21 protein-coding genes and 1 tRNA gene are annotated in these 25,219 nt (G+C 61.1%); 15 read left to right on the top strand and 7 right to left on the bottom strand.

Annotated elements, in window-relative coordinates:
* Nucleotides 1-9 precede the first annotated feature (9 nt).
* From sufC to AC1RPZ_RS01435, 14 genes are all read left to right on the top strand, one after another.
* Nucleotides 10-774, top strand: coding sequence for a Fe-S cluster assembly ATPase SufC (gene sufC, locus AC1RPZ_RS01500; protein ID WP_493134080.1), 765 nt, complete (start codon nucleotides 10-12; stop codon nucleotides 772-774).
* Entirely contained in the window at nucleotides 771-2,081 is a 1,311-nt protein-coding gene (gene sufD / locus AC1RPZ_RS01495; RefSeq protein ID WP_493134078.1) for a Fe-S cluster assembly protein SufD, read from the top strand. The genes sufC and sufD overlap by 4 nt, the downstream gene beginning before the upstream one ends.
* Entirely contained in the window at nucleotides 2,078-3,355 is a 1,278-nt protein-coding gene (locus AC1RPZ_RS01490; protein WP_493134076.1) for a SufS family cysteine desulfurase, read from the top strand. The genes sufD and AC1RPZ_RS01490 overlap by 4 nt, the downstream gene beginning before the upstream one ends.
* Nucleotides 3,352-3,810 (top strand): Fe-S cluster assembly sulfur transfer protein SufU, encoded by a 459-nt coding sequence (sufU, locus tag AC1RPZ_RS01485; RefSeq protein ID WP_493134074.1) that lies wholly within the window; start codon nucleotides 3,352-3,354, stop codon nucleotides 3,808-3,810. Before AC1RPZ_RS01490 ends, sufU begins: the two co-directional genes overlap by 4 nt.
* A 6-nt stretch (nucleotides 3,811-3,816) precedes the next feature.
* On the top strand, nucleotides 3,817-4,665 hold the full coding sequence (gene sufT / locus AC1RPZ_RS01480; protein WP_493134072.1) for a putative Fe-S cluster assembly protein SufT: 849 nt from the start codon (nucleotides 3,817-3,819) through the stop codon (nucleotides 4,663-4,665).
* A gap of 24 nt (nucleotides 4,666-4,689) precedes the next feature.
* Complete coding sequence (locus AC1RPZ_RS01475) at nucleotides 4,690-6,678, top strand: thioredoxin domain-containing protein (RefSeq protein WP_493134070.1); 1,989 nt, start codon at nucleotides 4,690-4,692, stop codon at nucleotides 6,676-6,678.
* A 42-nt stretch (nucleotides 6,679-6,720) separates the two neighbouring features.
* A complete protein-coding gene (locus AC1RPZ_RS01470; protein WP_493134068.1) occupies nucleotides 6,721-7,068 on the top strand; it encodes a carboxymuconolactone decarboxylase family protein in 348 nt (115 codons plus the stop codon).
* 144 nt (nucleotides 7,069-7,212) lie between these two features.
* A complete protein-coding gene (gene fdnG / locus AC1RPZ_RS01465) occupies nucleotides 7,213-10,278 on the top strand; it encodes a formate dehydrogenase-N subunit alpha (protein ID WP_493134066.1) in 3,066 nt (1,021 codons plus the stop codon).
* On the top strand, nucleotides 10,278-11,228 hold the full coding sequence (fdxH, locus tag AC1RPZ_RS01460; RefSeq protein WP_493134064.1) for a formate dehydrogenase subunit beta: 951 nt from the start codon (nucleotides 10,278-10,280) through the stop codon (nucleotides 11,226-11,228). Before fdnG ends, fdxH begins: the two co-directional genes overlap by 1 nt.
* Nucleotides 11,225-11,878 (top strand): formate dehydrogenase subunit gamma, encoded by a 654-nt coding sequence (locus tag AC1RPZ_RS01455; protein WP_493134062.1) that lies wholly within the window; start codon nucleotides 11,225-11,227, stop codon nucleotides 11,876-11,878. Before fdxH ends, AC1RPZ_RS01455 begins: the two co-directional genes overlap by 4 nt.
* A 4-nt stretch (nucleotides 11,879-11,882) precedes the next feature.
* Nucleotides 11,883-12,809: a formate dehydrogenase accessory protein FdhE gene (fdhE, locus tag AC1RPZ_RS01450; RefSeq protein WP_493134060.1), complete on the top strand. Its 927-nt coding sequence runs from the start codon at nucleotides 11,883-11,885 to the stop codon at nucleotides 12,807-12,809.
* An 86-nt stretch (nucleotides 12,810-12,895) separates the two neighbouring features.
* The gene (gene selA / locus AC1RPZ_RS01445; RefSeq protein ID WP_493134058.1) at nucleotides 12,896-14,326 is read left to right on the top strand and encodes an L-seryl-tRNA(Sec) selenium transferase; all 1,431 of its coding nucleotides are present in this window, start codon (nucleotides 12,896-12,898) and stop codon (nucleotides 14,324-14,326) included.
* Nucleotides 14,323-16,242 carry a selenocysteine-specific translation elongation factor gene (gene selB, locus AC1RPZ_RS01440; protein WP_493134056.1) on the top strand — a complete coding sequence of 640 codons (1,920 nt, stop codon included), beginning with the start codon at nucleotides 14,323-14,325 and terminating at the stop codon, nucleotides 16,240-16,242. Before selA ends, selB begins: the two co-directional genes overlap by 4 nt.
* A 6-nt stretch (nucleotides 16,243-16,248) precedes the next feature.
* Nucleotides 16,249-16,344 (top strand) — tRNA-Sec (locus AC1RPZ_RS01435).
* Between the two features lie 18 nt (nucleotides 16,345-16,362).
* On the opposite strand, the gene AC1RPZ_RS01430 is transcribed toward AC1RPZ_RS01435, so the two are convergent.
* The gene (locus tag AC1RPZ_RS01430) at nucleotides 16,363-17,022 is read right to left on the bottom strand and encodes an MliC family protein (RefSeq protein WP_493134054.1); all 660 of its coding nucleotides are present in this window, start codon (nucleotides 17,020-17,022) and stop codon (nucleotides 16,363-16,365) included.
* A gap of 259 nt (nucleotides 17,023-17,281) precedes the next feature.
* Nucleotides 17,282-18,823: an HAL/PAL/TAL family ammonia-lyase gene (locus AC1RPZ_RS01425; RefSeq protein WP_493134052.1), complete on the bottom strand. Its 1,542-nt coding sequence runs from the start codon at nucleotides 18,821-18,823 to the stop codon at nucleotides 17,282-17,284.
* Between the two features lie 94 nt (nucleotides 18,824-18,917).
* On the opposite strand from AC1RPZ_RS01425, the gene AC1RPZ_RS01420 reads away from it, so the two are divergent.
* Complete coding sequence (locus AC1RPZ_RS01420; protein ID WP_493134050.1) at nucleotides 18,918-19,958, top strand: LysR substrate-binding domain-containing protein; 1,041 nt, start codon at nucleotides 18,918-18,920, stop codon at nucleotides 19,956-19,958.
* A gap of 40 nt (nucleotides 19,959-19,998) precedes the next feature.
* Here the strand turns inward: AC1RPZ_RS01420 and AC1RPZ_RS01415 are convergent, their stop codons facing one another.
* The 5 genes from AC1RPZ_RS01415 to AC1RPZ_RS01395 all read right to left on the bottom strand — a co-directional run bounded on the left by AC1RPZ_RS01415 (nucleotide 19,999) and on the right by AC1RPZ_RS01395 (nucleotide 25,218).
* Nucleotides 19,999-20,616 (bottom strand): RraA family protein, encoded by a 618-nt coding sequence (locus AC1RPZ_RS01415; RefSeq protein ID WP_493134048.1) that lies wholly within the window; start codon nucleotides 20,614-20,616, stop codon nucleotides 19,999-20,001.
* Nucleotides 20,613-21,008 carry a RidA family protein gene (locus AC1RPZ_RS01410; RefSeq protein WP_493134046.1) on the bottom strand — a complete coding sequence of 132 codons (396 nt, stop codon included), beginning with the start codon at nucleotides 21,006-21,008 and terminating at the stop codon, nucleotides 20,613-20,615. The genes AC1RPZ_RS01415 and AC1RPZ_RS01410 overlap by 4 nt, the downstream gene beginning before the upstream one ends.
* A 59-nt stretch (nucleotides 21,009-21,067) precedes the next feature.
* Nucleotides 21,068-22,393: an OprD family porin gene (locus AC1RPZ_RS01405; RefSeq protein ID WP_493134044.1), complete on the bottom strand. Its 1,326-nt coding sequence runs from the start codon at nucleotides 22,391-22,393 to the stop codon at nucleotides 21,068-21,070.
* A gap of 80 nt (nucleotides 22,394-22,473) precedes the next feature.
* Complete coding sequence (locus AC1RPZ_RS01400; RefSeq protein WP_493134042.1) at nucleotides 22,474-23,802, bottom strand: MFS transporter; 1,329 nt, start codon at nucleotides 23,800-23,802, stop codon at nucleotides 22,474-22,476.
* 177 nt (nucleotides 23,803-23,979) lie between these two features.
* On the bottom strand, nucleotides 23,980-25,218 hold the full coding sequence (locus tag AC1RPZ_RS01395; protein ID WP_493134789.1) for a Zn-dependent hydrolase: 1,239 nt from the start codon (nucleotides 25,216-25,218) through the stop codon (nucleotides 23,980-23,982).
* Nucleotide 25,219 lies beyond the last annotated feature (1 nt).

The following is a 25,219-nucleotide window of genomic DNA, read 5'->3' as shown; positions in this document are numbered from 1 at the left end:
GGTGGGAGCATGCTCGACATCAATGATCTGCACGCCAGTGTCGAAGGCCGTGAAATTCTGCGGGGCATCACGCTGCGGGTTGAAGCGGGCGAGGTGCACGCGATCATGGGGCCGAACGGCTCCGGCAAAAGCACGCTGGCCCAGGTGCTCGCGGGCCTTGAGACCTATGAGGTCAGCGGCGAGGTGCTCTATGACGGTCAGGACCTGCTCGCCATGCCGGCGGAAGCACGCGCAGTCGCCGGGATCTTTCTCGCGTTCCAGTACCCGGTTGAGATTCCCGGCGTCGGCAACCTCTACTTCCTGCGCACGGCCCTGAACGCTGTACGCAAGCAGCGCGGGCTCGAAGCGCTCGATGCGCTGGATTTCCTCGAACTCGCCAAGGAGCGTATGGCGCTGGTCGAGATGGACCAGAGTTTCATGAACCGCTCGGTCAACGTGGACTTCTCGGGTGGCGAGAAGAAGCGCAACGAGATTTTCCAGATGGCGATTCTCGAGCCCAGGCTGGCGATCCTCGACGAGACCGACTCGGGCCTCGACATCGATGCGCTGCGGATCGTTGCGGCCGGCGTCAACGCGCTGCGGCGCAAGGATCGCGCGCTGCTGGTCATCACGCACTACCAACGACTGCTCGACTACATTGTCCCGGATCGCGTCCACGTTATGGCCAACGGCCGAATCGTGCGGTCTGGCGGCAAGGAGCTGGCCGTCGAGCTGGAAAAGCACGGCTATGCGAGCTATGAGCAGGATCTGTCTGCGCCCGGAGTCAGGCCATGAACACCACGGCGTTCCTTGCGCAGCTCACGCCCAGGACGGATGCCCGGCATCCTGCGTGGCTGCAAGCATTGCGCCGCGCAGCGTTCCAGTGGGTGACCGAACAAGGCTTTCCCACGGTCAAGGACGAGGCCTGGAAGCACACGCGAGTTGCGCCGATCCTGGAGATCCCGTTCCAGCCGGCCGAACCGGGCGCGAGTCAGGACCTGTCCGCGGTCAACGTCGAACGACTCGCCGGCGACTATGGCGGCGTGCGGCTGGTCTTCGTCAATGGCCATTACGCCGCTGAGCTCTCGGTACTTGAAGGGCTACCCCCAGGCACTCAGGTAAGCCCTTTTGCGACCTTGTTGAACGCCGAAAACGGGGCGCTCGAAAGCCTGTTCGCGCACGCATTTCGCTCGCAGCCGCAGGCCTTCACGGCGCTCAATGTGGCGCTCGCCGAGGACGGAGCGCTGGTGCAGATCCCTGCCCACACGACGGTCGAAGCACCGATCCACCTGGTGTTTCTCTCGGAGCCGGGTGCCGCGCCACGGGTGACCCATCCGCGCGTCCTGGTGCGGATGGGGGCAGGGAGCCGGGCGATCCTGGTGGAAAGCCATGTTGGCAGCGCAGGTGAGGTCTACCTGAGCAATGCCGTCAGCGAGGTGGTGCTTGAGGAGGATGCTGTGCTCGAGCATTACACGCTGCAGAACCAGAGCACGTCGGCATTCCATGTCGCGCTACTCAGTGTGCGCCAGGCTCAGGGCAGTCACTTTGCCGCGCATTCCTTTGCACTGGGTGCGGCACTGGCACGGCAGGAAGTGCGGATCATGCTCGAGGGCCCCGGCGCGGAGGTTGCCCTGAACGGTTTGTACCTGCCGCGAGGCCAGCAGCACCTGGACAACCAGACGACCATCGAGCACCTGGCACCGCGTTGCACCAGCCGCGAACTCTATAAAGGTGTGATCGATGATCATGGGCATGGGATCTTTGACGGGCGGATCATCGTGCGCCCACAGGCAATGAAGACCGATGCCAGCCAGACCAACAAGAATCTTTTGATGTCGACGTCGGCCCAGGTCAACACCCAGCCTCGACTGGAGATTTTCGCCGACGACGTCAAGTGCGCTCACGGTGCCGCCGTTGGCCAACTGGATGAGCAGGCTGTTTTCTACCTGCGCTCACGAGGGATTCCGCTGGCGGCGGCGCGGTCTTTGCTGACCTTTGCGTTCGTCAGCGAGATGCTCGAGCTCATCCAGCTGGCGTCGCTGCGCGAGCATGTGGAACGACTGGCCGCCGCGCAGCTGCGTAGCCTGGAGGTGTCGGCATGAGTGACCTCGAAAACAGCCTTCAAGGACTGTCGAAACCGCTCGACGTTGTTGCGCCGGGCTACGACGTCGAGCGCGTGCGCCAGGCGTTCCCGATTCTCGCTGAGACGATCTACGGCAAACCGCTGATTTACCTCGACAGCGCCGCGACCAGCCAGAAGCCGCAGGCGGTCATCGATGCGATGGCGCACTTCTTCCTGAAGGAGAACGCCAATGTGCACCGTGGCGTGCACTACCTTTCGGTGCGTGCCACCGAGGAGTACGAGAAAGCTCGGGCCAAAGTCCAGGGCTTCCTCAATGCCGAGTCCGTCGAAGAGATCGTCTTCGTTCGCGGCACGACCGAAGCGGTCAATCTCGTGGCGCAAACCTACGGCAAGACTCAGGTTCGTGCAGGCGACGAGGTGCTGATTACTGCCATGGAGCACCACTCCAATATCGTGCCTTGGCAGATGCTCTGCGAACAGACCGGCGCTCGGCTACGGGTGGCGCCTATCAACGACGCTGGCGAACTGCTGCTCGATGAACTGGAACGGCTGATCGGACCCAGGACCCGGTTGGTGGCCGTCACGCATGTCTCAAATGTGCTGGGCACCCTCAATCCGATCCGGCGCATTGTCGAACTTGCCCACGGCCGGGGCGTACGTGTGCTGGTCGACGGTGCCCAGGCGGCTCCCCATCTTAAGGTTGACGTGCGAGCGCTGGGCTGCGATTTCTACGCCTTGTCAGGCCACAAGATGTACGGCCCCACCGGCATCGGTGTGCTCTACGGCCGTCACGAACTGCTCGAGAGCATGCCGCCTTATCAGGGTGGCGGCGATATGATCCTCTCGGTCAGCTTCGAAAAGACCGTCTACAACAAACCCCCGTACAAGTTCGAAGCGGGAACACCGAACATGGCCGGCGCTATCGGCCTCGGCGCGGCGATCGACTTTCTCGCTGAGCTTGGCCCCGAGGCCATTGCTGCCCACGAGCAGACTGTGCAGGCCTACGCACTGAAAGCCCTGGCGACAGTGCCGGGCCTCAGGCTGATCGGTACGGCAGCGGAGAAGGTCGGCGTCCTTTCGTTCGTCCTCGACGGCATCCATCCACACGATATTGGCACCATCCTCGACCGCGAGGGGATCGCGATTCGCACCGGGCATCACTGCGCACAGCCCTTGATGAACCGTTTCGGTGTGGCCGCCACGGCTCGCGCCTCGCTCGGCTGTTACAGCACCGAGCGCGATATCGATGCGCTGGTGGCAGGTCTGGCCAAGGTTCAGGAGGTGTTTCGATGAGCCACGATGAGCTGCGCGACCTCTACCAGGACGTGATCATCGACCACGGCAAGCGGCCGCGTAACTTTCACCCGCTAGAGGACGCAACCTATACGGCGGAGGGTTTCAATCCGCTGTGCGGCGATCAGTTGAAGATTTATATCAAGCTTGCGAACGGGGTGATCGAGGACATCAGCTTTCAGGGGGTTGGCTGCGCCATCTCCCAGGCCTCGGCATCTCTGATGACGCTGGCGGTGAAGGGCAAAAAACCGCAGGAGGCGCAGGCACTGTTTGCCCGGGTGCATACGTTGCTCACCGAAGGGCCAAACGCCCGGGTGACGCCCGAGGAGCTCGGTAAACTCGCGGTGCTTTCAGGCGTTTGGGAGTTTCCGGTGCGGGTCAAGTGCGCCACTCTGGCCTGGCACACCCTGCGTAGCGCCCTTGAAGGCGGCGCCTCGCAGGTCACGACGGAGTAATCAGCCATGGCAGCCAAATTACCAATCCCCGGTATTCACCTCAGCGACTCGGCGCGAAAAGTCTTGCTCGATGCTCTGGCGGATGGGCATGTGCGCGGGATACGGCTCAGGATCGACGAGCACTTCGCGCATGAGTTTTTCTTCGAGCGCGGTGTCGAAGGTGACATCACAGTCGAAACAGACGGCATCAAGCTGTTGCTCGATCCCGCGAGCGCACAGCGAGCCGATGGCGTGTCCATTGATTTCGCGTATGACCTGCATGGCGCCGGCTTTCACTTCGATAACCCGAATAAACCGGGCTATCTGCAACCGGTCGAGCTCACGCGGGACTGCGCGGTGACGCTGATTCCAGGAGGGGAGCGACTGCAACTGGGGCGCGGCGAGCGCGTGGTAGTGACCCAGGCGCTCGGGGGCAGCTTCACGGTTCAAATCTCCGGAGGCCGGCTGGCGCGAATCGCCGCCGGTGACGCCGATGCGTTGGGCCAGGATGCTCACCCGCCAGGGCAACCTCTGGCGAGCGTGCAACCGGCGGTCAGCGGTGCCTTCGACATCCAGCAGGTGCTCGACATATTGCGCACCGTCTACGACCCAGAGATTCCGGTGAATGTGGTCGATCTCGGGTTGATCTACCTCTGTGAAGCCCGACGGCTCGCCGACGGGGGCCAGCGAGTCGAGATCAAGATGTCCATGACCGCGCCCGGTTGCGGAATGGGCGACGTGCTGAAAGAGGAGGCACACGCCAAGGTCCAGGCCATTCCCGGGGTCAGCGAGGTCGAGGTCGAGATCGTCTGGGACCCGCCTTGGGATCAAAGCCGCATGTCCGAGGCGGCGCGTTTGCAGTTGGGGCTGTTCTGAGGAACCCGGCGTGAGGAGCCTGCCATGAGCAATCGACTCGCCAACGAAACTTCGCCCTATCTGCGGCAGCACGCAGAGAATCCCGTGGATTGGTATCCCTGGGGCGAGGAGGCGTTCCGTCGCGCGCGGGACGAGGACAAACCCATCCACCTGTCGCTGGGGTATGCCGCCTGCCACTGGTGTCATGTGATGGCTCACGAGTCATTCGAGAACCCGCAGATCGCGAGCCTGATGAACGAACACTTTATCAACATCAAAGTCGACCGCCAGGAACGGCCTGACCTCGATGACATCTATCAAAAAGTCGTAGAGATGATGGGGCAGGGCGGTGGCTGGCCGCTAACCGTGTTCTTGACTGCGCAGCGCGAGCCGTTCTTCGGCGGCACGTACTTCCCGCCACAGGAGGCTTATGGCAGGCCAGGCTTCACTCAACTCCTGCTCGGTTTGAGCGACGCCTGGCAGAACAACCGCGCGGCGCTGCAACTGAACGTCGAGCAGTTCCTTCAGGGTTATCGCAAGCTGGAGACGTCAATACTGGAAGGCGATACTCCGCTGGAGCAAGACCAACCGACCGCCGCGGCCCGGTTGTTTGCCCGAAACACCGACCCTGTGCACGGCGGTCTGGGCAATGCACCGAAGTTTCCCAACCCGGCCTGCCATGATCTCGTCCTGCGTCTCTATCAGCGTCTACACGAGCCGGATCTGCTGCGTTCTGTGGAGCTGACTCTTGATCGCATGGCCGCCGGTGGGCTCTACGATCATCTGGGCGGCGGCTTTGCTCGTTACTGCGTGGATGAACGCTGGGCCGTGCCTCACTTCGAAAAAATGCTCTACGACAACGGCCAGCTCGTGAAGCTCTATGCCGACTGCTATCGCGAGACCGGCAATCCTGCCTGGCGACGGGTGTTCGAGGAGACGATCGACTACATCTTGCGTGACATGACCCACCCTGACGGCGGTTTCTACGCCAGTGAAGACGCTGACAGCGAGGGTGAAGAAGGCAAATTTTATGTGTGGACGCCCGCTCAGGTGCAATCTGTGCTCGGCGAGCCGGATGACGCGCTGGCCTGTCGGGCTTACGGCGTCACCGCCGCCGGCAACTTCGAACATGGCAGCAGCGTGCTGCACCGCGCAGTCGAACTGGACGCAGCGCAGGAAGTGCAACTCAAGGGCTTGCGCGACAGGTTATTGATGGCGCGAACCCAACGTATTCGTCCGGGTCGCGACGAGAACATCCTCACCAGCTGGAACGCGCTAATGATCCAGGGCCTCTGCGCCGCCTACCAGGCGACCGGAACCACAACCCACCTGAATGCCGCGAGGCGCGCCGCCGATTTCATTCTGGACCGACTCTTGACCTTCGAGGGTCGTCTGTACCGGGCTTGGCGGGAGGGCACGGCCAAGGTTCCAGGCTTCCTCGAAGACTATGCTTTCCTTGCCAACGCCTTGATCGATCTCTACGAGTGCGACTTCGAAAAACGCTATTTCGAACGCGCCACGCAACTGGTCGAAGTGATCCTCGATACGTTCTGGGAGGACGGACTCTACTTCACGCCCAGCGATGGCGAGCCGCTGGTGCACAGGCCTCGAGCGCCACACGACAGTGCCTGGCCGTCGGGGACCTCGGCTTGCGTGTTCGCTTTCTTGCGACTCTTTGAACTCACCGGCCGCGAGCTTTACCGCGAGCGCGCCGAGCAGGTGTTTACGATGTACCGCTCCGCAGCCGCCCAGAATCCCTTCGGCTTCGCTCATCTGCTGGCGGCGCAGGACTGGGTACAGCGTGGCCCGATCAGCATCGTCATTGCCGGCGACCGCTCCACCGCCAGCGCCCTGGTGGCGAGCCTGCAGCGCCGCTACTTGCCGGCACGCGTCCTGGCTTTTGCCGAGGATGTGCCCATCGGCGCGGGCCGGCATGCGCTCGCGGAGCAAACCAGCGCCTATGTCTGCCGAAACCACACGTGCGAAACCCCAGTCACCAACGCCGCGGAGCTTGTAGAGCGCTGCCTGAAGTGAAGGGCCAGAACTGAATCGAACCGTCAACGCGAGGAGATAAAGATGGACAGCAAGAGCAGCCATAACCCGTACACGTACCAACGTCTCAAGCATCTATACCCTGATTACTTCAGTGCCATGGAGGCCTTGGGTACAGCGGTGCATCATGCCGGGCCGCTGGACGAGAAAACCGTCCAGCTGATTCAGCTCGGTGCCGCGGCGGCGATCCGCTCGGAAGGCGCCGTGCACAGTCATACCCGACGAGCGCTGGCGGCGGGCGCCACGACAGAGGAGATCCATCACACACTGATCGCATTGACCAGCACCATCGGTTTCCCGACGGTCATTGCTGCCATGAGCTGGGTGGATGATGTGATGGGGAAAAGAGGCAATGACGCGCCGGAGCTCTGAGTACGCCGCCGACGATCGGGTTTCGTTACATCCCGTGCAATCTTGACTAAAGTTTCAAGTGTCGGCGGCCGTAATTCCGCCACCGTGATCGTCCAGGATTTCCCGGTCAAACTCCGGGTAACTTCACCTGATCAGGAGTGCACGATGGACCTCAACCGTCGTCAGTTCTTCAAGGTCGCCGCTATCGGCCTTGGAGGCTCCAGCCTGGCTGCACTGGGCATGGCCCCAGCGCCGGCCTTCGCCGAACAAGTCCGCCACTTCAAGCTGGCCCATACCCATGAAACCCGCAATACCTGCCCCTACTGTTCGGTCGGTTGCGGCTTGATCATGTATAGCCAGGGCGATGCGGCCAAGAACGTCACCCAAAGCATCATCCACATCGAAGGGGACGCCGACCACCCGGTCAATCGCGGCACGCTATGCCCCAAAGGCGCCGGCCTGCTGGACTTCATCCATAGCCCCAGCCGGCTGCAATACCCGCAGGTGCGCAAGCCGGGCAGCAAGGAGTGGACGCGGGTGTCCTGGGATGAAGCGCTGGATCGCATCGCCGACCTGATGAAGGCCGACCGTGACGCCAACTTCATCGAGAAGAACGCCCAGGGCCAGACGGTCAACCGCTGGCTGACGACGGGTTTTCTTGCCGCCTCGGCGTCTTCCAACGAGGCCGGTTACATGACCCACAAGGTCGTTCGCAGTCTGGGCATGCTGGGGTTCGATAACCAGGCACGTGTCTGACATGGCCCGACGGTGGCAAGTCTTGCCCCAACGTATGGCCGTGGCGCGATGACCAACCACTGGACCGATATCGCCAACGCGAATCTGGTCCTGGTCATGGGCGGTAATGCCGCCGAAGCCCACCCTTGTGGCTTCAAATGGGTGACCGAAGCCAAAGCGCACAATCAGGCGCGGCTGATCGTGATCGACCCACGCTTCACCCGTACCGCCTCGGTGGCTGATTACTACGCACCGATTCGCACCGGCACCGACATCGCCTTCATGGGCGGTCTGATCAACTATTTGCTCACTGAAAACAAAATCCAGCACGAGTACGTGCACGCTTATACGGACGTGTCGTTCATCGTCAAGGACGGCTTCGGCTTCGAGGACGGGCTGTTTACCGGCTACGATGCGACCAAACGCACCTACAGCGACAAGTCCAGCTGGGGCTATGAAATCGGCGAGGACGGTTTCGCCAAAGTCGATCCGTCCCTGCTACATCCGCGTTGCGTCTACCAGTTGATGAAGCAGCATTACAGCCGCTACACCCTGGAACTGACCAGCCAGATCTGCGGCATGCCGCAAGACGCCATGCAGAAGATCTGGGAAGAGATCGCCACCTGCTCGCAACCGGGCAAGACCATGACGATCCTCTATGCCCTGGGCTGGACTCAGCATTCGATCGGCTCGCAGATGATTCGCAGCGCGGCCATGGTGCAGCTGCTGCTGGGCAACGTCGGTATGCCGGGCGGGGGCGTCAATGCGCTGCGCGGGCATTCCAACATCCAGGGTCTGACCGACCTTGGTCTGCTGTCGAACCTGCTGCCCGGCTACCTGACCTTGCCGAGCGATGCCGAGCAGGATTACGACACCTACATTGCCAAGCGTGCACTCAAACCGTTGCGGCCCGGGCAGCTGTCTTACTGGCAGAACTACGGCAAGTTCCACGTCAGCCTGATGAAGGCCTGGTACGGCGCCAACGCCACCGTGGACAACCACTGGGGCTACGACTGGCTGCCCAAGCTCGACATCCCCGGCTACGACATCTTGAAAGTGTTCGACATGATGTCCAAGGGGCAGGTCAACGGCTACGTCTGTCAGGGCTTCAATCCCATCGCCGCCTTGCCCGACAAGAACCGTGTGATGGCCGCGCTGGCCAAACTCAAGTGGTTGGTGGTGATGGATCCGCTCGCCACCGAGACCTCGGAATTCTGGCGCAATGTCGGGCCTTACAATGATGTCGAAACGGCCAGCATTCAGACCGAAGTGATCCGCCTGCCCACCACGTGTTTTGCCGAAGAGGACGGCTCACTGGTCAATAGCGGTCGTTGGCTGCAATGGCACTGGAAGGGCGCCAACGGCCCGGGGCAAGCACGCACCGACATCAAGATCATGAGCGATCTGTTCATCCGTTTGCGTCAGCGCTACCAGGCCAACGGCGGTGCCTTCGCCGAGCCGATTCTCAAGCTCAGCTGGCCCTACAAGGTGCCCGACGATCCGACACCGGAAGAGCTGGCCAAGGAGTTCAACGGCTACGCGATGGCCGACGTCACCGATGCCACGGGAACGACGCTCAAGGCCGGACAACAGTTGTCCGGTTTCGCCCAGCTCAAGGACGACGGCAGCACGGCGTCGGGCTGCTGGATCTTCTGCGGCAGCTGGACCGAGCAGGGCAACCAGATGGCCCGCCGCGACAACAGCGACCCTTTCGGAATGAAGCAGAACCTGGGATGGGCATGGGCCTGGCCGATGAACCGGCGCATTCTCTACAACCGCGCCTCGGCCGACACGAAGGGCCAGCCCTGGGATCCGAAAAAGCGTCTGGTGTGGTGGAACGGCAAGACCTGGGGCGGCACTGACGTGCCTGACTACAAGGCCGACGTGCCGCCGGAAGCGGGTATGAACCCGTTCATCATGAACCCCGAAGGGGTGGCGCGTTTCTTCGCCCTCGACAAGATGAACGAAGGGCCCTTCCCGGAGCATTACGAACCGTTCGAAACGCCGATCGGCATCAACCCGCTGCACCCCAATAACAAGAAGGCGACCAGTAACCCGGCCGGGCGCATCTTCGATTCGGTCTGGGAGTCGCTCGGGACGGCCAAGGACTTCCCCTATGCCGCCACGAGCTACCGGCTGACCGAGCACTTTCACTTCTGGACCAAGCATTGCCCGATCAATGCCATCACTCAGCCCGAGCAGTTTGTCGAGATTGGCGAAGCCCTGGCCAAGGAGAAGGGCATTGCCGCCGGCGACCGGGTGCGGGTCAGCTCCAAGCGCGGGCATATCGAGGCCGTGGCGGTGGTGACCAAGCGGATCCGTCCGCTGCAGGTCAACAACCAGACCGTGCACCAGATTGGCATCCCCTTGCACTGGGGCTTCACGGGGGCAACCCGGCATGGCTACCTGACAAACACCCTGGTGCCGTTTCTCGGTGACGGCAATATGCAGACCCCGGAATCCAAGTCATTCCTGGTCAACGTGGAGAAAATCTGATGGCCAACCAAGACATCATTGCCCGTTCGGCCACCACCACCTTGCCGCCTTCGGTACGTCAACAGGAGGAAGTCGCCAAGCTGATCGACACCACCAAATGCATCGGTTGCAAGGCGTGCCAGGTGGCCTGTTCGGAATGGAATGAATTGCGCGACGAGGTGGGTCACAACCATGGCACCTACGACAACCCTCAAGACCTCAGCGCCGAGACCTGGACCCTGATGCGTTTCACCGAGCACGAAACCGACGCCGGCAACCTCGAATGGCTGATCCGCAAGGATGGCTGCATGCACTGCGCCGAACCTGGCTGCCTCGCGGCGTGCCCAAGTCCGGGGGCGATCATCAAGCACGCCAACGGCATTGTCGACTTCGACCAGGACCATTGCATCGGCTGCGGCTATTGCATCACCGGCTGTCCCTTCAACATTCCGCGCATTTCGCGCAAAGACCACAAGGCCTACAAGTGCACGCTGTGCTCGGACCGGGTGTCGGTAGGGCTGGAACCGGCCTGCGTCAAGACCTGCCCGACCGGCGCCATCGTGTTCGGCAGCAAGGAGGACATGAAAGAGCACGCCGCCGAACGCATCGTTGACCTCAAGTCACGGGGCTTCGACAACGCCGGTCTCTACGATCCCGCCGGCGTCGGCGGCACGCACGTGATGTACGTCCTGCATCACGCCGACCAGCCATCGTTGTACGCCGGCTTGCCAAATCAGCCGGTCATCAGCCCATTGGTAGGACTGTGGAAAGGCGTGAGCAAACCACTGGCGTTGTTGGCGATGGGGGCCGCGGTGCTGGCGGGCTTCTTCCACTACGTGCGCATCGGCCCGCAGCGCGTCGAGGAAGACGAACATCCGCCGGGCAAGGACACCAGCGTGCACGAGGTCGACCCGGCCGTGCATGTCTATGACCCGAACACGCCTGGATCGCAGGAGGGAAAACGACCATGAACGACAAAACGATCCAGCGCTATAACGCCAACGAACGGACCAACCACTGGCTGGTGGCGATTCTGTTCTTCATGGCGGCCTTGTCAGGGTTGGCACTGTTCCACCCGTCGCTGTTCTGGCTCAGCCAGCTGTTCGGCGGCGGGCCCTGGACGCGCATCCTGCACCCCTTCATGGGTGTGCTGATGTTCGTGTTTTTCCTGGGGCTGGTGATCCGCTTCTGGCGGGCCAATTTTTTCATTGCCAACGATCGCCTGTGGCTCAAACGGATCGACCGGGTGATGCGCAACGAAGAGGAGGGCGTACCGCCGATCGGCAAATACAACCCTGGGCAGAAGCTGCTGTTCTGGACCCTGCTGGCCTGCATGTTGGTGCTGCTGTTTAGCGGGGTGGTGATCTGGCGGGCCTATTTCAGCCAATACTTCGGTATCACGTCGATTCGCCTGGCGATGCTGTTGCATGCCTTGGCGGCGTTCGTGCTGGTGCTGAGCATCATCGTGCACATCTACGCCGGCATCTGGATCAAGGGCTCGGTCAGCGCGATGCTGCATGGTTGGGTCAGCCGAGCCTGGGCGAAAAAACACCATGCGCTCTGGTATCGAGAAGTGACGCACGATGAGCCACCCGATCGCCCGATAAGCAAAAAAGGATGATGCCTTGAGCACGATTCTCGAGCCCGGACAAATCGAGGCAGCCGCAAGCACGCCACCGTTCCTGCGTCTGCCGCCGCACAACCTGTTCACCTTGCGCGCTGTGCGCCTGGAGCGATTGGCCAGCGGGCATCCACTGGCCGACTATCTGCATCTGGTCGCCGGTCTGTGCCACGTCCAGCAGAGCCTGTTGGACGAACCGCCGTCAGCGCAGGCGCAGGCCCCCGAACGCCTGTTGTTGTGCCAGGCGCATGGTTTGCCACCGTTGGCCGCCGACAGTCTGGTGCGCGAGGACGGCTGGCTGCCATACCTGGAAACCTTGCTGCGGCGTTACCAGGCACCGCCGCGATCTGCCGTGAAAAATGCCGTGGCAACCTTGCACAACGCTAGCGTCGGACAACGCAAAGTCTGGGCAATTGCCTTGCTCAGCGGCCAGTACGCGGGACTGCCGGCAGCCGTGGTGCCGTTTCTCGGCGCGGCCTTGCAGGCGGCATGGAGCCACTGGCTACTCAGTCTGCCGGCGTGCGAACTGAAGCCTTGCGCCAGCCTTGGCCAATGCCCGGCCTGCGGTTCACCGGCCATGGCCGGGGTGATTCACCAGCGAGGCAAATACAACGGGCTGCGTTACCTGGTGTGTTCGCTGTGTGCCTGCGAATGGCATGTGGTGCGGGTCAAATGCGTCTACTGCGAGCAGAGCAAGGGGCTCAGCTACGTCAGTTTCGAGGATGACCGCCACCCGGCCAACCAGGCGCCACTGCGGGCTGAAATCTGCCCCGGGTGCAACCGCTACCTGAAACTGCTCTATCTGGAAAATGACGCTGAGGCCGAAGCGCTCTCGGCGGACCTGGCGAGCTTGACGCTGGACATGCGCCTGGATCTCGAAGGCTACCAGCGCCTGGCGCCGAATCTGATGCTGACGCCCGGGGGAGATTGATCGCAGCGGCTACACTCAGGTTTCCGGGACCGGAGCCTGTTCAACTGTGCTCGCGCGACGGTCAACCGTTTCAGGGAGCCTCCTTGATGCCCGCCAGACTCGCCAGCGTCCCCACGCATTTGCCCTCTATCGATAGCCTGTTACGCAGCCCCGCCTGCCAGCCACTGGCCGAACGTTATGGCCACGATGCCTTGCTCGCCACCCTGCGGCAGTTGCTCGATGACCTGCGCGAACCGGTTCAACTGGGCCAGCTTGACGCCATTGAACTCACGGCTCAGGTATTGGCAGGGAGGGCCGGCGAGCGCCTGGTAACCCAACACCGCAGTCGGGTGCGACGGGTGTTTAACCTCACCGGCACGGTGCTGCATACCAACCTCGGTCGGGCGCTGTTGCCGGAGGCAGCGATCGAGGCGGTGCAGCAGGCTGCCCGCTATCCGCTCAATCTGGAATTCGACCTGGCAAGTGGCAAGCGCGGTGACCGCGACGACCTGATCGAAGGCCTGATCCGCGAGCTGACCGGTGCCGAGGCGGTGACGGTGGTCAACAACAACGCAGCCGCCGTGTTGCTCGCGCTCAACAGCCTGGGGGCGCGCAAAGAGGGCATCATCTCCCGTGGCGAGCTGATCGAAATCGGCGGTGCATTTCGCATCCCCGACATCATGGCTCGGGCCGGCGTCAAGCTGCATGAAGTCGGCACCACCAACCGCACTCATGCCCGAGACTACGAAGCCGCCATCGGCCCGCGCAGTGGATTGTTGATGCGGGTACACACCAGCAATTACAGCATCCAGGGCTTTACCGCCCAGGTACCGACTGCCGAGTTGGCGCAACTGGCCCACCGGCACGGACTGCCATTGCTTGAAGATTTGGGCAGCGGCAGTCTGCTGGACCTGACCCGCTGGGGTCTGCCGGCAGAACCTACGGTGCGCCAGGCCCTGATCGACGGGGCCGATATCGTCACCTTCAGCGGTGACAAGTTGCTCGGTGGTCCTCAGGCAGGGTTGATCGTCGGTCGCAAGGACCTGATCGCCCGGATAAAAAAGAACCCACTCAAACGGGCTTTGCGCGTAGACAAACTGACCCTGGCCGCCCTCGAGGCCGTGCTGGGGTTGTACCGCGACCCCGACCGATTGGCCGAACGCTTGCCCAGCCTGCGCCTGCTCACCCGTCCGCAGGCCGATATCCTCGCTCAGGCCGAACGCCTGCGGCCGCTGCTGGCGCGTGTCCTGGGCGACGGCTGGGGAGTGGCCGCGTTGCCGGCGCTGGGAATGATCGGCAGCGGCAGCCAACCGGTGGCTCGGTTGCCAAGCGCTGCCCTGTGCCTGCGTCCGCTCGTATCCAAACGCTTGCGTGGACGGCAATTGCTTGGCCTGGAAGCCGCGTTGCGAGCCTTGCCCATTCCGGTGCTCGGTCGTATCGACGACGATGCCCTGTGGCTGGACCTGCGCCAACTGGACGACGAGGCGGCCTGGCTCGCTCAACTGGACCTGCTGCAAGGGGTGGGGGAGGCAAGGTGATCGTCGGTACCGCTGGACACATTGACCACGGCAAAACAGCTTTACTCAAGGCCCTGACGGGGCAGGCCGGCGACCGTCGTCGGGAAGAACGCGAACGTGGCATCACCATCGACCTGGGTTTCCTTTATGCGCCGTTGGAACCTGGGGCGGACATGACCGGTTTTATCGACGTGCCCGGTCACGAGCGCTTCATCCACAACATGCTCGCTGGCGCCCAGGGCATTGATCTGGTGTTGCTGGTGGTGGCTGCCGATGACGGGGTCATGCCCCAGACCTGCGAGCATTTGGCAATCGTCGAGCTACTGGGCATCCCCCAGGCACTGGTAGTGATCAGCAAATGCGACCGGGTTGAGCCCGCTCGGGTTCAGTCGGTACACGCCCAAGTCGCCGCGTTGCTGGCGCCAGGGTCTTATTGCGGCGCGCCGCAGTTCGCCGTGTCGAGCCTGACCGGGGAGGGCATTGATGCCTTGCTCCAGGCATTGCTGGCCGCCCAGCGTGAGGTCCGGCAGCGCAGCACCTGCGGGGGATTCCGTCTGGCAATCGACCGAGCCTTCAGCGTCGCCGGAGCCGGTATTGTGGTCACCGGCACAGCGCTGGCCGGGCAGGTGAGGGTGGGCGACACACTACTTTTGGGTCAGACAGGCAAGCCTGTGCGAGTGCGCAGTTTGCATGCGCAGAACCACGTCGCCGTCGAGGCCTGGGCCGGGCAGCGAGTGGCGTTGAACCTGAGTGCCGAGCGCCTGGCCCTGGAACAGATTCACCGCGGTGACTGGTTGCTGGCCGAGTGGCTGTTCGCGCCCACGCAGCGCCTGGACATCGAGATGCAGTTGCTGACCAGTGAACCACGTGCCTTTGAACATTTCAGCCCGGTGCACGTGCATTTGGGTACGCAGGACGTCACCGCCCGGGTCGCCTTGCTGGAGGGCACAAGCCTGGCACCGGGTGAGCGGATGTTCGCGCAACTGTTGCTGAACACGCCATTGCAGACGGTGCATGGCGACCGCCTGGTCCTGCGCGATCAGAGCGCGCGGCGCACTCTTGGCGGCGGGCGGGTGCTCGATCCGTTTGCACCGGCCCGTCAGCGCCGCAGTCCGACCAGACTGATGCAGTTGCAGGCCCTGGCCGCCAGCGAAAATCTGGAGCAAGCATTGCCGGTGCTGCTTGCCAACAGTGACAGCGGGCTCGACCCCTTGCGCCTGGAACGCCAGTTCAATCGTCTGCGCAGCACCTGGCAATTGCCGGCAGATGTTCGTGTCATTGCTACGCGCCAAGGTCCGTTATTGTTCAACACTGTACGTTGGGAGACGCTGAAAGCTTCATTGCTGGAGCACCTGGCGCGCTTTCATCAACGTGAGCCGGACGAGCTGGGGCCAGACCGGGATCGCTTGCGCCGGTTCGCCGCCATACCGCTGGACCGACCGACATTTATCAGTCTGCTCGACGAGCTGCTGTCCAGCGGCGCCATTGCAGTCAGTGGAGCGTGGCTGCACTTACCCGAACACCGGGTGCGACTGAGTGAAGCAGACGAGGCCCTGTGGCAACAGTTGCAGCCACTGTTCGAACAGGCGGGCTTCGATCCACCCTGGGTGCGCAACCTCGCCAGCGCCGTTGGATGTGACGAAGCAGCCGTGCGCTTGCTGCTGCGCAAGATGGCGAGATTAGGGCTTGTTCACCAGGTTGTCCGTGACCTGTTTTACCTCGACGCTTCGGTGCGCCAATTGGCAGCTATGCTGTTGCAACTGGTCGCCGACAATCCGCTGATTCACGCGGCGACGTTTCGCGACAAGGTCGGGATCGGCCGCAAGCGCAGCATCCAGATACTCGAGTTCTTCGACCGGATCGGCTTGACCCGGCGGCTCGGCGGCCAGCGCCACATCCGTCCGGAGAATGCTCTGGCACAACGATCCGAGGGCTGACTTCAAGGAAGGCAATCGCGTCCGGTGGCGCGGCCGGGCTTCAAACCCGGTTGGGGGCGGCAGCCGTTCCCGGGCAGGTTCGACTCCCGCTGCCTTCCGCCATTTAAAAGAGGCAGAAAATCAGCCGACCGGCTCGGCCGTGCAACTCATTTCCCCTGAACCTGGCTTCTGGAAAAGGACCACGTTGCCGTTTTGCCAGAAGCTGTAGTTCCCCTGGTAATCCTTGCCAGTGTATTGGGTTCCCGAATCACTCTGGACCTGGCTCAGGGTGATCGAGGTGTTCGCCCATTTCAGGTACACGACACCAGGCTGCGTGCTAAAGAAGGTGGCGGCAATCAGCGCGTTAAACCCCGTACAACGAAAAGCCAGGGGGCCTTCGGTGAGTCTGTCTGGATCCTTGGTTCTCACAATTGCCGAGCCTTGGCGTAGCTGGTACGCGCGCTCGGCATAACGTCGGATCGTGCACGCCTTGGGCGCAGGCTCGGAGGCACACTGATTGCGGGCCTCGATCCAGAACTGCTGGTCGATCATGACTTTGTCTGGACGCGGTACTGAATGCTCATCCGTGAGCGCCAGGCGATAAAGACGCGTCAGTTCGATATCCATCTGTGCCAGTTGCGGATCGCGACAGATAAGCTTTTCGACGGATGCCCTTGCCGTGGCGCAGTCGAAGCTGGTCTTGAAGAGTGGCGAAGGGGGCGCAGCATTTGCACAGGTGCTTGTCGCCGCGCACACGCTGGCAGCGAGCAGACAGGTGAAAAGGGCCGCGACCGTTTTCATGTTGGCTTCACCCAGATCATTAAGTGATGCCCGGATTGCCGTGGGACCTATCGATCCGTTGAACAGTCATTCGTTCGCATTGGGTGTATCGCAGTGTAAGTCAGTGCTCAAAACTTGCCACTCAGCATTGGGCGCTTGGCATGACCACTATCAGTGGTGTCAAGGCGCCCAGTTGTCTCTTGAAAGGCCGCCATCCCGTGAGTCGCCGCGTCCAGCAGCTCGAAGCGCATCTCGGCAAGCGGCTGCTACAACGCTAAATTTACTTCAGGTTTTTCAGCACCGTGGCCAGTACCTCACCGCTACGTACCTGTTCGGTGACACTCACCATGTCCGAATAGAAGGCACGATCATGGTCGGCGACCGGTACTCGGCTACGCACCAGATCATAAACTGCCTTGGTGACGCTAGAAGCCTTGTGCACATCATGGAAGTCCAGGGCCTGGCAACCCACCAGCAACTCAATGGCCAGCACCGATTCCAGCTTTTCGGAAACCTTATAGGCCTTGATGGCGGCGTTATAAGCCAGGCTCACCAAATCCTCCTGGTTAGCGCAGGTCGAGAAACTGTCGACTGAGGAGGGGAATGACAGCGCCTTCATTTCCGCATACAAGCCAGCCGCCGTGTATTGAAGGATCATGTACCCGCTGTTAAGGCCCGGGTTGCGCACCAGGAAGGCCGGCATTTCACTGAAGTGCGAGTTGACCATGCGGTCGATACGGCGCTCGGAAATCTTCGCCAGGTTGGCCAGCGCCACGCACAACGAATCCGCTGACATGCCGATGTAGCTGCCGTCGAAGTTGGCGCCTGAGATGGCAATGCCGTCGCCGTCCTCAAGCGGGTAGATGATCGGGTTATCGCCCGAGGAGTGAATTTCGTTCTCGATATTTTCCCGAGCGTGATCGATGAATCTTTTCGAAGCGCCATGCACCTGGGGAATGGCGCGCAGGCTGTAGGCGTCCTGAAGCCGGTAGTCGATGTTTTCGGCGATCAGTTGGCTGTCATGCAGCATCGCCTTTATATCCCTGGCGGTTTGCGCCTGTTCCTTGTGTGCCTTGATCGAGTGATAACGCGGGTCGAAGGCCCGAATCGTGCCCTTCAGCGCTTCAAGGGAGAGGGCCGCGGCGACGTCGGCCAGCGAGGCGGTCTGCATGGCGTTGTAGAGGGCCAGAATGGCGATGGCGGTCACCGACATGGTGCCATTGAGCATGGCCAGGCCTTCTTTGCACTGCAGGTCCGTCGGTTGCAGGCCGACCTGTTCCAGTGCGGTGGCGCCATCCACCCATTCGCCGCCATTGACCCTGGCTTTGCCTTCGCCCAGCAGGACCAACGCCAGGTGCCCCTCGACGGCCAGATAGCCCACCGAACCCTCGCCTGGCGCAAACGGCACGACTTCGTTGTTGAGCAGAGCGGCAATCAGCTCCAGCAACTCCAGGCGCACCCCCGAAAAACCTTTGCCAAGGCTGATCAGAACCATCAACTGGATCGCACGAACCTGCTCACGCTTGAGCGGCTCGCCCACGGCGACGGCGTGGGAACGCACGATATTGACCTGGAGCTCCTTGGCATTCTGCGGAGAAATCACATGCCGAACGTTATCGCCGAACCCGGTGGTCACCCCATAGACCAGCCGATTCTCATCGAGGAAACGCTCCACCAGGCCACGGGACTTTTTCACGCGGTTCTTGTAGGTCTCGGAAAACGACACCTTGGCCGAATAACGGGCTACCGCGACAAACTCTTCGATGGAGGGCTCTCTATCGCCGAGGACTACCTGAGTGATCTGTTGAGGATGAGCTTTCATTGCGAACTCCCGAGAAACGAAATGATTGAGGGGGGGCTGGACCGGCCAGGCCGTCGCTCGATTGAGCGTGGGAGAAGGCTAAAGCGATTTTGATATGAAGAAAATATGGCAATTTCTGTCAGTTTTAATAGAATTTCTAAACTTAAAATGCTTTCGAGACCTTCGCATCGCCATGAGTCGTTTACCGCCCTTACGAGCCCTCCAAATATTCGAAACCGTTGGTCACTGCGGCGGTATATCCCAAGCCGCAAAGCGATTGAACATTTCTGTGGGCGCCGTGAGTCAGCAGATGAAGTTGCTTGATGAGGCGCTGGGCATGAGCTTGACGGTCAAGGAGGGACAGCGCTTGCGGCTGAACGCCATTGGCCAGCGTTTTCATGCGCGGTGTTCTATAGCATTTGAAGAGTTGAGAGCCGCCGTTTCCGAAGTAGAGCGGTCGAAAAACCCCAACAATTTGTATGTCAGTGGCCTGCCTTCTCTCATGACCAAGTGGCTGGCGCCCCTTACCTACGAATGGCAGCATGAGAATGGTGATCTCGACATCTATCTGGATAGCACGCTGGCGGATACTTCGGAGGAGGAAAACGCAGATTTTCGTATCGGCTATGGCGAACCTGGCCAATATGCGGGGCATAGCGTTGTACTGTTCCGCGATTGTGTGGTGCCGGCATGTTCACCGACGCTTTTAGGCCATCCAGGCCATGTGGAGCATGCCGGTGACCTGCTTCAATACCCACTTATCCGTATCGATTCGCGGCCGAAATTTGATTCACCCCCCTCATGGGCCGAATGGTTTGAGCTGGAAGGCGCTGCCGTCGAGCAGACGATTGCCATACGTCGTAGCTTTTCTTCGTCCAGCATGGCTATTCAAGCCGCCATCGATCACCAGGGAATCGTGTTGGCGCAGTTTTCGATGATTGCCCGTGACATCGATGAAGGGCGCTTGATCATTCCTTGGCAGCGAGCCATGCCACTTCCCTCGCCGTATTACCTGAGTTGGCACCCTAACACTCTGCAGAAAGCGCAATGTCGGGCATTTCAACGCTGGCTGATTGGCCGAGGGAGAGCACAAGAGGAAATTACTGACTCCTTGATAGCTGCGCAGCCCGTCACCACAGGTAGCTCTCCAGCATAGAGTGGAAACCCTATGCTAGTGCGTAGCCAACCAGGATTAATCACTCAACACGCAACACCGATGCTATTGAATCTCCGGCTTCAATACGTTCCAGCAGACAGGGTTCTGCACGATCACTGGCCAGTGCCTGGTCGATGACTGCGGCGAGTGTCTGACGGTCGAGAATCAGCAAGCCGTTATCGTCACCCAGCACCAGATCGCCTGGGTGCACCTGAACCCCGCCGCACTGGACCGGGACATTCAAGCGACTCTCGGTGTTACCGTGCAGTTTGGTGGTCAGCAGGTTGGTACCGCGGGCGAAAATGGGCAGCCCGGCTTCGCGCAGTTCAAGGATATCGGTCACTACGCCGTCGACCACGATAGCCCTGGCGCCTCGCGCTTGCGCCGCACACGCGGTGACCGTACCGACACAGGCGTGACGTCGATCGCTGTTCATGTCGATAACCAACACGTCGCCCTCCACCAGGCTGGCCAAGGCACGGTTGACGGCAATGGCATCGGCGTCGACCACGCTCAGCGTCACCGCACGACCGACCACTTTGACGTTGCTGAGCATCGAGCGGATCTCGGCACTCACAAAACCGTCTTCAAGCAGGTGGCCGAGGGTGGCAAAGCTGACCTGATGGAGCTTTTCAAGTAATTGGCGATCAGCGTTCATGCGGGATTTCCCGAAGCAGAATCAATGAGTTCGGCTACGCAATCGATTTCCAGCGCCACCCCCCAAAGTGCGATGCAGACCGTCGTGCGTGCCGGTGGCGCATGGCCAAGCACCTCGGCGTAAACCCGGTTGAAGGGTTCCAGTTGAGCCGGATCGGTGAGGTAGCCATTGACCTTGATCACGTGGTCGAAATCAGAGCCTGCGGCGATCAGGATGGCTTCAAGGTTACGCAAGGTCTGGCGTACCTGTTCTTCGAATTCTTCGGGTTGCTGGTCCAGTCCGTCCACGGCGGGTATTTGACCCGCGGTGAAAACCAGATGGCCGCTGACCACCGCTTGGGAGTAAGGACCGACAGGGCCAATGGTGCCAGGGGCTGCCTGGATGCGTTTCATAGGGTAAACCTCGCTAAAAATGAGGCCCGCCGACCATCGTGTGGCGGCGGGCCAGTGGGTCAGAACAGCGCCAGGGTGTAGCTGACGATCAGGCGGTTCTGGTCCTGATTGCCATCAGCGTCGGAGTGCAGAACGCCATAGCGCCAGCCGAATCCGAGGCCTTTGAACGTAGCGTCCTGAATGACGTAATCGAGAGACAGATCACGCTCCCATTCCTGTTGGTCGTTTCCGGAAGTGGTCTTGATCTGGTTGCCTTTGAGGTAAACCAGTGACGCGCGAAGTCCCGGGATGCCGGAAGCGGCGAAGTCGTAGGCGTACTGACCGAACCAGGTGCGCTCACCGGCCCGGTTGAAGCTGGCAAGCATGCGATCGGTAAACAGATAAATGCTCGATCCCCCGGCGCCTTTGTCGGGCAAGGAACCCTGGTTGAGCTGCACGAAGTTGCTGCCATCGGAAACGCTCTGGTAGCCGCCGGTCAGCCCATGGCCGCCAAGGCTGTAGGTGAAGATGGCGCTCCAGGTTCGGTTATCTATTTCGCCTGAGCCGTTGCGCGTGAAACCGCCAACTCGATAACCGTCAGCTCGACCGCTGGTTGACCCGTTGGCACCGTCGGAGGCGGTATCGAAATAGCGCAGGTCGGTCTTGAACGACTGGCCGTCACCCAGCGCGAGCACGTGCTGCAATCCGAAGAAGTGCTGCGTGTAGTAGTCCTCGAGATTGGCGAAATAGTACTGTGCGATCAGGTCTTTCGAGAGGGCGTAGTCGGCACCGGCAAACAGAAACTCGTTGCTTTCCTGGCGTCCGCCGCTGACCGCCAATCCGGTGCTGTCGCTGGAACCGCGTCCGGTGGCGTGATCCAGGCGCCCGCCGGTCAGCGTCAGTTTGTCGATCTCCTTGCTGGTGATCTGACCACCTTCAAAGGTTTGTGGCAGCAGGCGCCCGTCGTTCGATTGCAGGATCGGTAGTTTGGGCATCAGCGTGCCATAGCGCATTTCGGTCTTGCTCAAGCGTGCTTTTGCCGTCATGCCCAGGCGACTCCACTCATCGACGGCGCCATCACCGTCCGAGGGGATCATCGAGCTGCCGCGATGGCGGCCTTGGCCGCTGTCCAGAGTCACGCCTACCAGCCCCAGCGCATCGACGCCAAACCCTAGTGTTCCGTTGGTGAAACCGGAGGTGTAATTGAGCATCAGCCCCTGCGCCCACTCCTCGGTCTTGCTCTGTCCGGCACTGCCGGGCTGGTTGCGATAGTCGTTGTTGAAGTAGAAGTTGCGCAGGCCCAGAGTGGCCTTGCTGTCGCTGATAAAATCGGCTGAAGCGACCTGGCTCAGGGTCAAGAGACAAGCGCCGGCGCCCAGGCCAATCAGGTGCAGAGTTTTTTCCATGGTGTGTAAGTCCAGACGGTGCGTGAATGGCAGCAGGATCAAGTGCCGGTAGATTTATTGTTGTTGTGGGTCACTTGGCGCTACGCAGCACGCCCACCGCTCAAGTCGCGCTTGAACGTTTCGGTCAGCAGCAACAGGGCAATCAGGGAGATGAGCGCCGAGCCGATCATGTACCAGGCCACCGACGAACCTTTGCCGGTCATCGCGAGCAGGGCAGTGGTAACGATGGGCGTGGCGGCACTGCCCAGCAGCCCGGAAAGCATATAAGCCACCGAGAGGCCGGAGTAACGCACACGGGTGCCGAACAGCTCGGCGAGAAAGGTTGCGATGGGCCCGTAGTTGGCGGCGAACGCAGCCATCAAGAGACCGTAGCCGAGAAATACCAGCGGTAGCTCGCGTGTATCCATTAGCCAGAACATCGGGAAGGCGACCAATGCTTCACCGACGATACCGGCGATGATCACTGGCTTGCGGCCGTAGCGGTCAGACAGTGCACCGAACGCCGGTAGGAGCAGGATGCACAGCGCGCAGGAGGCCAGTACCACGCTGAGCATGATGGTGCGGCTGAAGCCCAGGGTCTGGGTACCGTAGGTCAGGCCGAAGGCGACAATGATATTGAAGGATGCGCCGGTCGACATGGTTGCCACACCGCCAAGCAGGACTTGTTTCCAGTATTTGCGGAAGACTTCGGCCAGTGGCAGTTTGATCTGCGGCTCGGAGGTTTTTGCCTTGTTGAACGCGGGTGTCTCGGTGATGTTGAGGCGGATATACAAGCCCACGGCAATCAGCAGCGCGCTGGCCAGGAACGGGATGCGCCAGCCCCACGCAAGCAATTCTTCAGGTGACAGCAGCCAGGCAATCGCCAGAAAGGCCAGGTTAGCGATCATGGTGCCGGCCGGCACGCCGATCTGTACCCATGAGCCATACAAACCGCGCTGGTTGGCTGGGGCATGCTCGACGGCCATCAGCACCGCGCCACCCCATTCACCACCCAACGCCAGGCCTTGGATGATCCGCAGGGTCAGCAGCAGGATCGGCGCCCAGATGCCAATAGTGGCGTAATCCGGCAACAGACCGATGGCAAACGTCGCCGCGCCCATGGTCAACAGCGAAATCAGCAGCATTGATTTGCGCCCAAGTTTATCGCCGTAGTGACCGAACAAGGCGGCCCCGACAATGCGTGCGCCGTAAGCCGAAGCGAAGGTGCCGAACGCCAGCAGAGTACCGATCAAGGCGTCGAAAGCCGGGAAGAAAATCTTGTTGAACACCAAGGCAGATGCCGTGGCGAAGACAAACAGGTCGTACCATTCCACCGTGGTGCCAATGACACTGGCTACGGCGACTTTTTTCATATTGACGCTGGGGTCGACCGCCGGGGTAGCGGTCTGGATGCACGCGGAGCTGTTCATGCCTTTTATCTCCAAATTGAGCGTCAGGCTCAGTGGATTGATTTATTGGTTGGCAGTGTGGGTAACGCTGATGTTTGGGTTGGATGTGGGTTTTTATTGTTTTTCAGGCACAAGCGGGCCCTGCCTTTGAGGTCGCGTGGGTGACGCGACCTCAAAGGTTCGGTGTTGCTTGCACAATCAGTCGGTCAGGTGCTGTGCTCGCCGGAGTACGGCATTGAGCAGCACGTCGCAGCCCATGCGGACATCGTCAGGCAATGCGTCTTCGGCTTCGTTGTGGCTCAGGCCACCGACACAGGGAATGAAGACCATCGTGGTGGGGCAATGCCCGGCGAGGTGGATGGCGTCATGGCCGGCACCGCTGACGATATCCTGATGGGGGTAACCCAGCGCCTGCACCGCTGAACGCACCGCGGCCACGCAATCGGCATCGAAGGGCGTCGCCGGGCTGAGCCAGTGACGACTGATCGCCAGGCTCAAACCGCGTTTGTCGGCAACGATTTGCAAGCGCTCGTATACGGCTTGTTCCATTGCGGCGATCTGTTGGTCTTCGTGGTGACGCAGATCGACAGTGAAGTTGATCCGGCCGGGGATGGTGTTGCGCGATGACTTGGCTATCTCCAGCTGGCCCACGGTGACCAGCCCCTTGGGCGCGAAGTCTCTGGCGAGGGCTTCCAGCACGCTGGCCATTTCCGCGACGCCGAACAAGGCGTCCTTGCGCAGTGGCATGGGGGTGGTGCCGGCGTGGGCACTGACACCGCCAACCTGCACATCCAGCCAGCAAATCGCCTGGCCTCCGGTGACAACGCCCACCGGTAGACCGTTGTCCTCCAGAATCGGACCTTGTTCGATATGGGCTTCGAAGTAAGCATCGAAGGTCCGCTGCAAGGGCAGTTCACCACTCTGGCCGATATCGGCGAGGGCTTCAGCGACGCTGATGCCATTGGCATCGCGGGCATCCAGTGCGGTTTGCAACGGCAGAATGCCAGTGAACACTGCCGAGCCGAACATGGCTGGGGTAAAGCGCGCACCTTCCTCGTTGGTCCACACGGCGATTTCGATTGGCTGGCGGGTTTCGATACCTTGATCATTCAGGCAACGCACCACTTCCAGGCCGCTCAGCACACCGTAGATACCATCGAAGCGCCCACCTTTTGGCTGCGTGTCCAAATGGCTGCCCATGACGATCGGCGGCAGGCTGTTGTCCAGGCCTTCGCGACGGGCGATCAGATTGCCGATGGCGTCAAAGGCAATGCTCAGGCCAGCTTCGCGGCACCAGCTCATGAACAACTCGCGACCGGCCAGGTCTTCCCTGGAAAGGGCCAGGCGACAATTGCCGCCGCGCTCGGTGGCGCCAATTTTGGCCATGTCCATCAGGCTGCCCCAAAGGCGTTCGCCGTTGATGTTGGATACTTTCATC

The organism is Pseudomonas sp. GW822-FHT02D10 (assembly GCF_058802345.1).
The sequence above is the reverse complement of the archived record's forward strand: the minus strand, read 5'-3'. Positions and strand labels throughout refer to the sequence as shown.

Coding starts and splice junctions, on each gene's coding strand:
- sufC (WP_493134080.1), top strand. CDS start 10: ATGCTCGACATCAATGATCTGCACGCCAGTGTCGAAGGCCGTGAAATT.
- sufD (WP_493134078.1), top strand. CDS start 771: ATGAACACCACGGCGTTCCTTGCGCAGCTCACGCCCAGGACGGATGCC.
- AC1RPZ_RS01490 (WP_493134076.1), top strand. CDS start 2,078: ATGAGTGACCTCGAAAACAGCCTTCAAGGACTGTCGAAACCGCTCGAC.
- sufU (WP_493134074.1), top strand. CDS start 3,352: ATGAGCCACGATGAGCTGCGCGACCTCTACCAGGACGTGATCATCGAC.
- sufT (WP_493134072.1), top strand. CDS start 3,817: ATGGCAGCCAAATTACCAATCCCCGGTATTCACCTCAGCGACTCGGCG.
- AC1RPZ_RS01475 (WP_493134070.1), top strand. CDS start 4,690: ATGAGCAATCGACTCGCCAACGAAACTTCGCCCTATCTGCGGCAGCAC.
- AC1RPZ_RS01470 (WP_493134068.1), top strand. CDS start 6,721: ATGGACAGCAAGAGCAGCCATAACCCGTACACGTACCAACGTCTCAAG.
- fdxH (WP_493134064.1), top strand. CDS start 10,278: ATGGCCAACCAAGACATCATTGCCCGTTCGGCCACCACCACCTTGCCG.
- AC1RPZ_RS01455 (WP_493134062.1), top strand. CDS start 11,225: ATGAACGACAAAACGATCCAGCGCTATAACGCCAACGAACGGACCAAC.
- selA (WP_493134058.1), top strand. CDS start 12,896: ATGCCCGCCAGACTCGCCAGCGTCCCCACGCATTTGCCCTCTATCGAT.
- AC1RPZ_RS01430 (WP_493134054.1), bottom strand. CDS start 17,022: ATGAAAACGGTCGCGGCCCTTTTCACCTGTCTGCTCGCTGCCAGCGTG.
- AC1RPZ_RS01425 (WP_493134052.1), bottom strand. CDS start 18,823: ATGAAAGCTCATCCTCAACAGATCACTCAGGTAGTCCTCGGCGATAGA.
- AC1RPZ_RS01420 (WP_493134050.1), top strand. CDS start 18,918: ATGAAGAAAATATGGCAATTTCTGTCAGTTTTAATAGAATTTCTAAAC.
- AC1RPZ_RS01415 (WP_493134048.1), bottom strand. CDS start 20,616: ATGAACGCTGATCGCCAATTACTTGAAAAGCTCCATCAGGTCAGCTTT.
- AC1RPZ_RS01410 (WP_493134046.1), bottom strand. CDS start 21,008: ATGAAACGCATCCAGGCAGCCCCTGGCACCATTGGCCCTGTCGGTCCT.
- AC1RPZ_RS01405 (WP_493134044.1), bottom strand. CDS start 22,393: ATGGAAAAAACTCTGCACCTGATTGGCCTGGGCGCCGGCGCTTGTCTC.
- AC1RPZ_RS01400 (WP_493134042.1), bottom strand. CDS start 23,802: ATGAACAGCTCCGCGTGCATCCAGACCGCTACCCCGGCGGTCGACCCC.
- AC1RPZ_RS01395 (WP_493134789.1), bottom strand. CDS start 25,218: ATGAAAGTATCCAACATCAACGGCGAACGCCTTTGGGGCAGCCTGATG.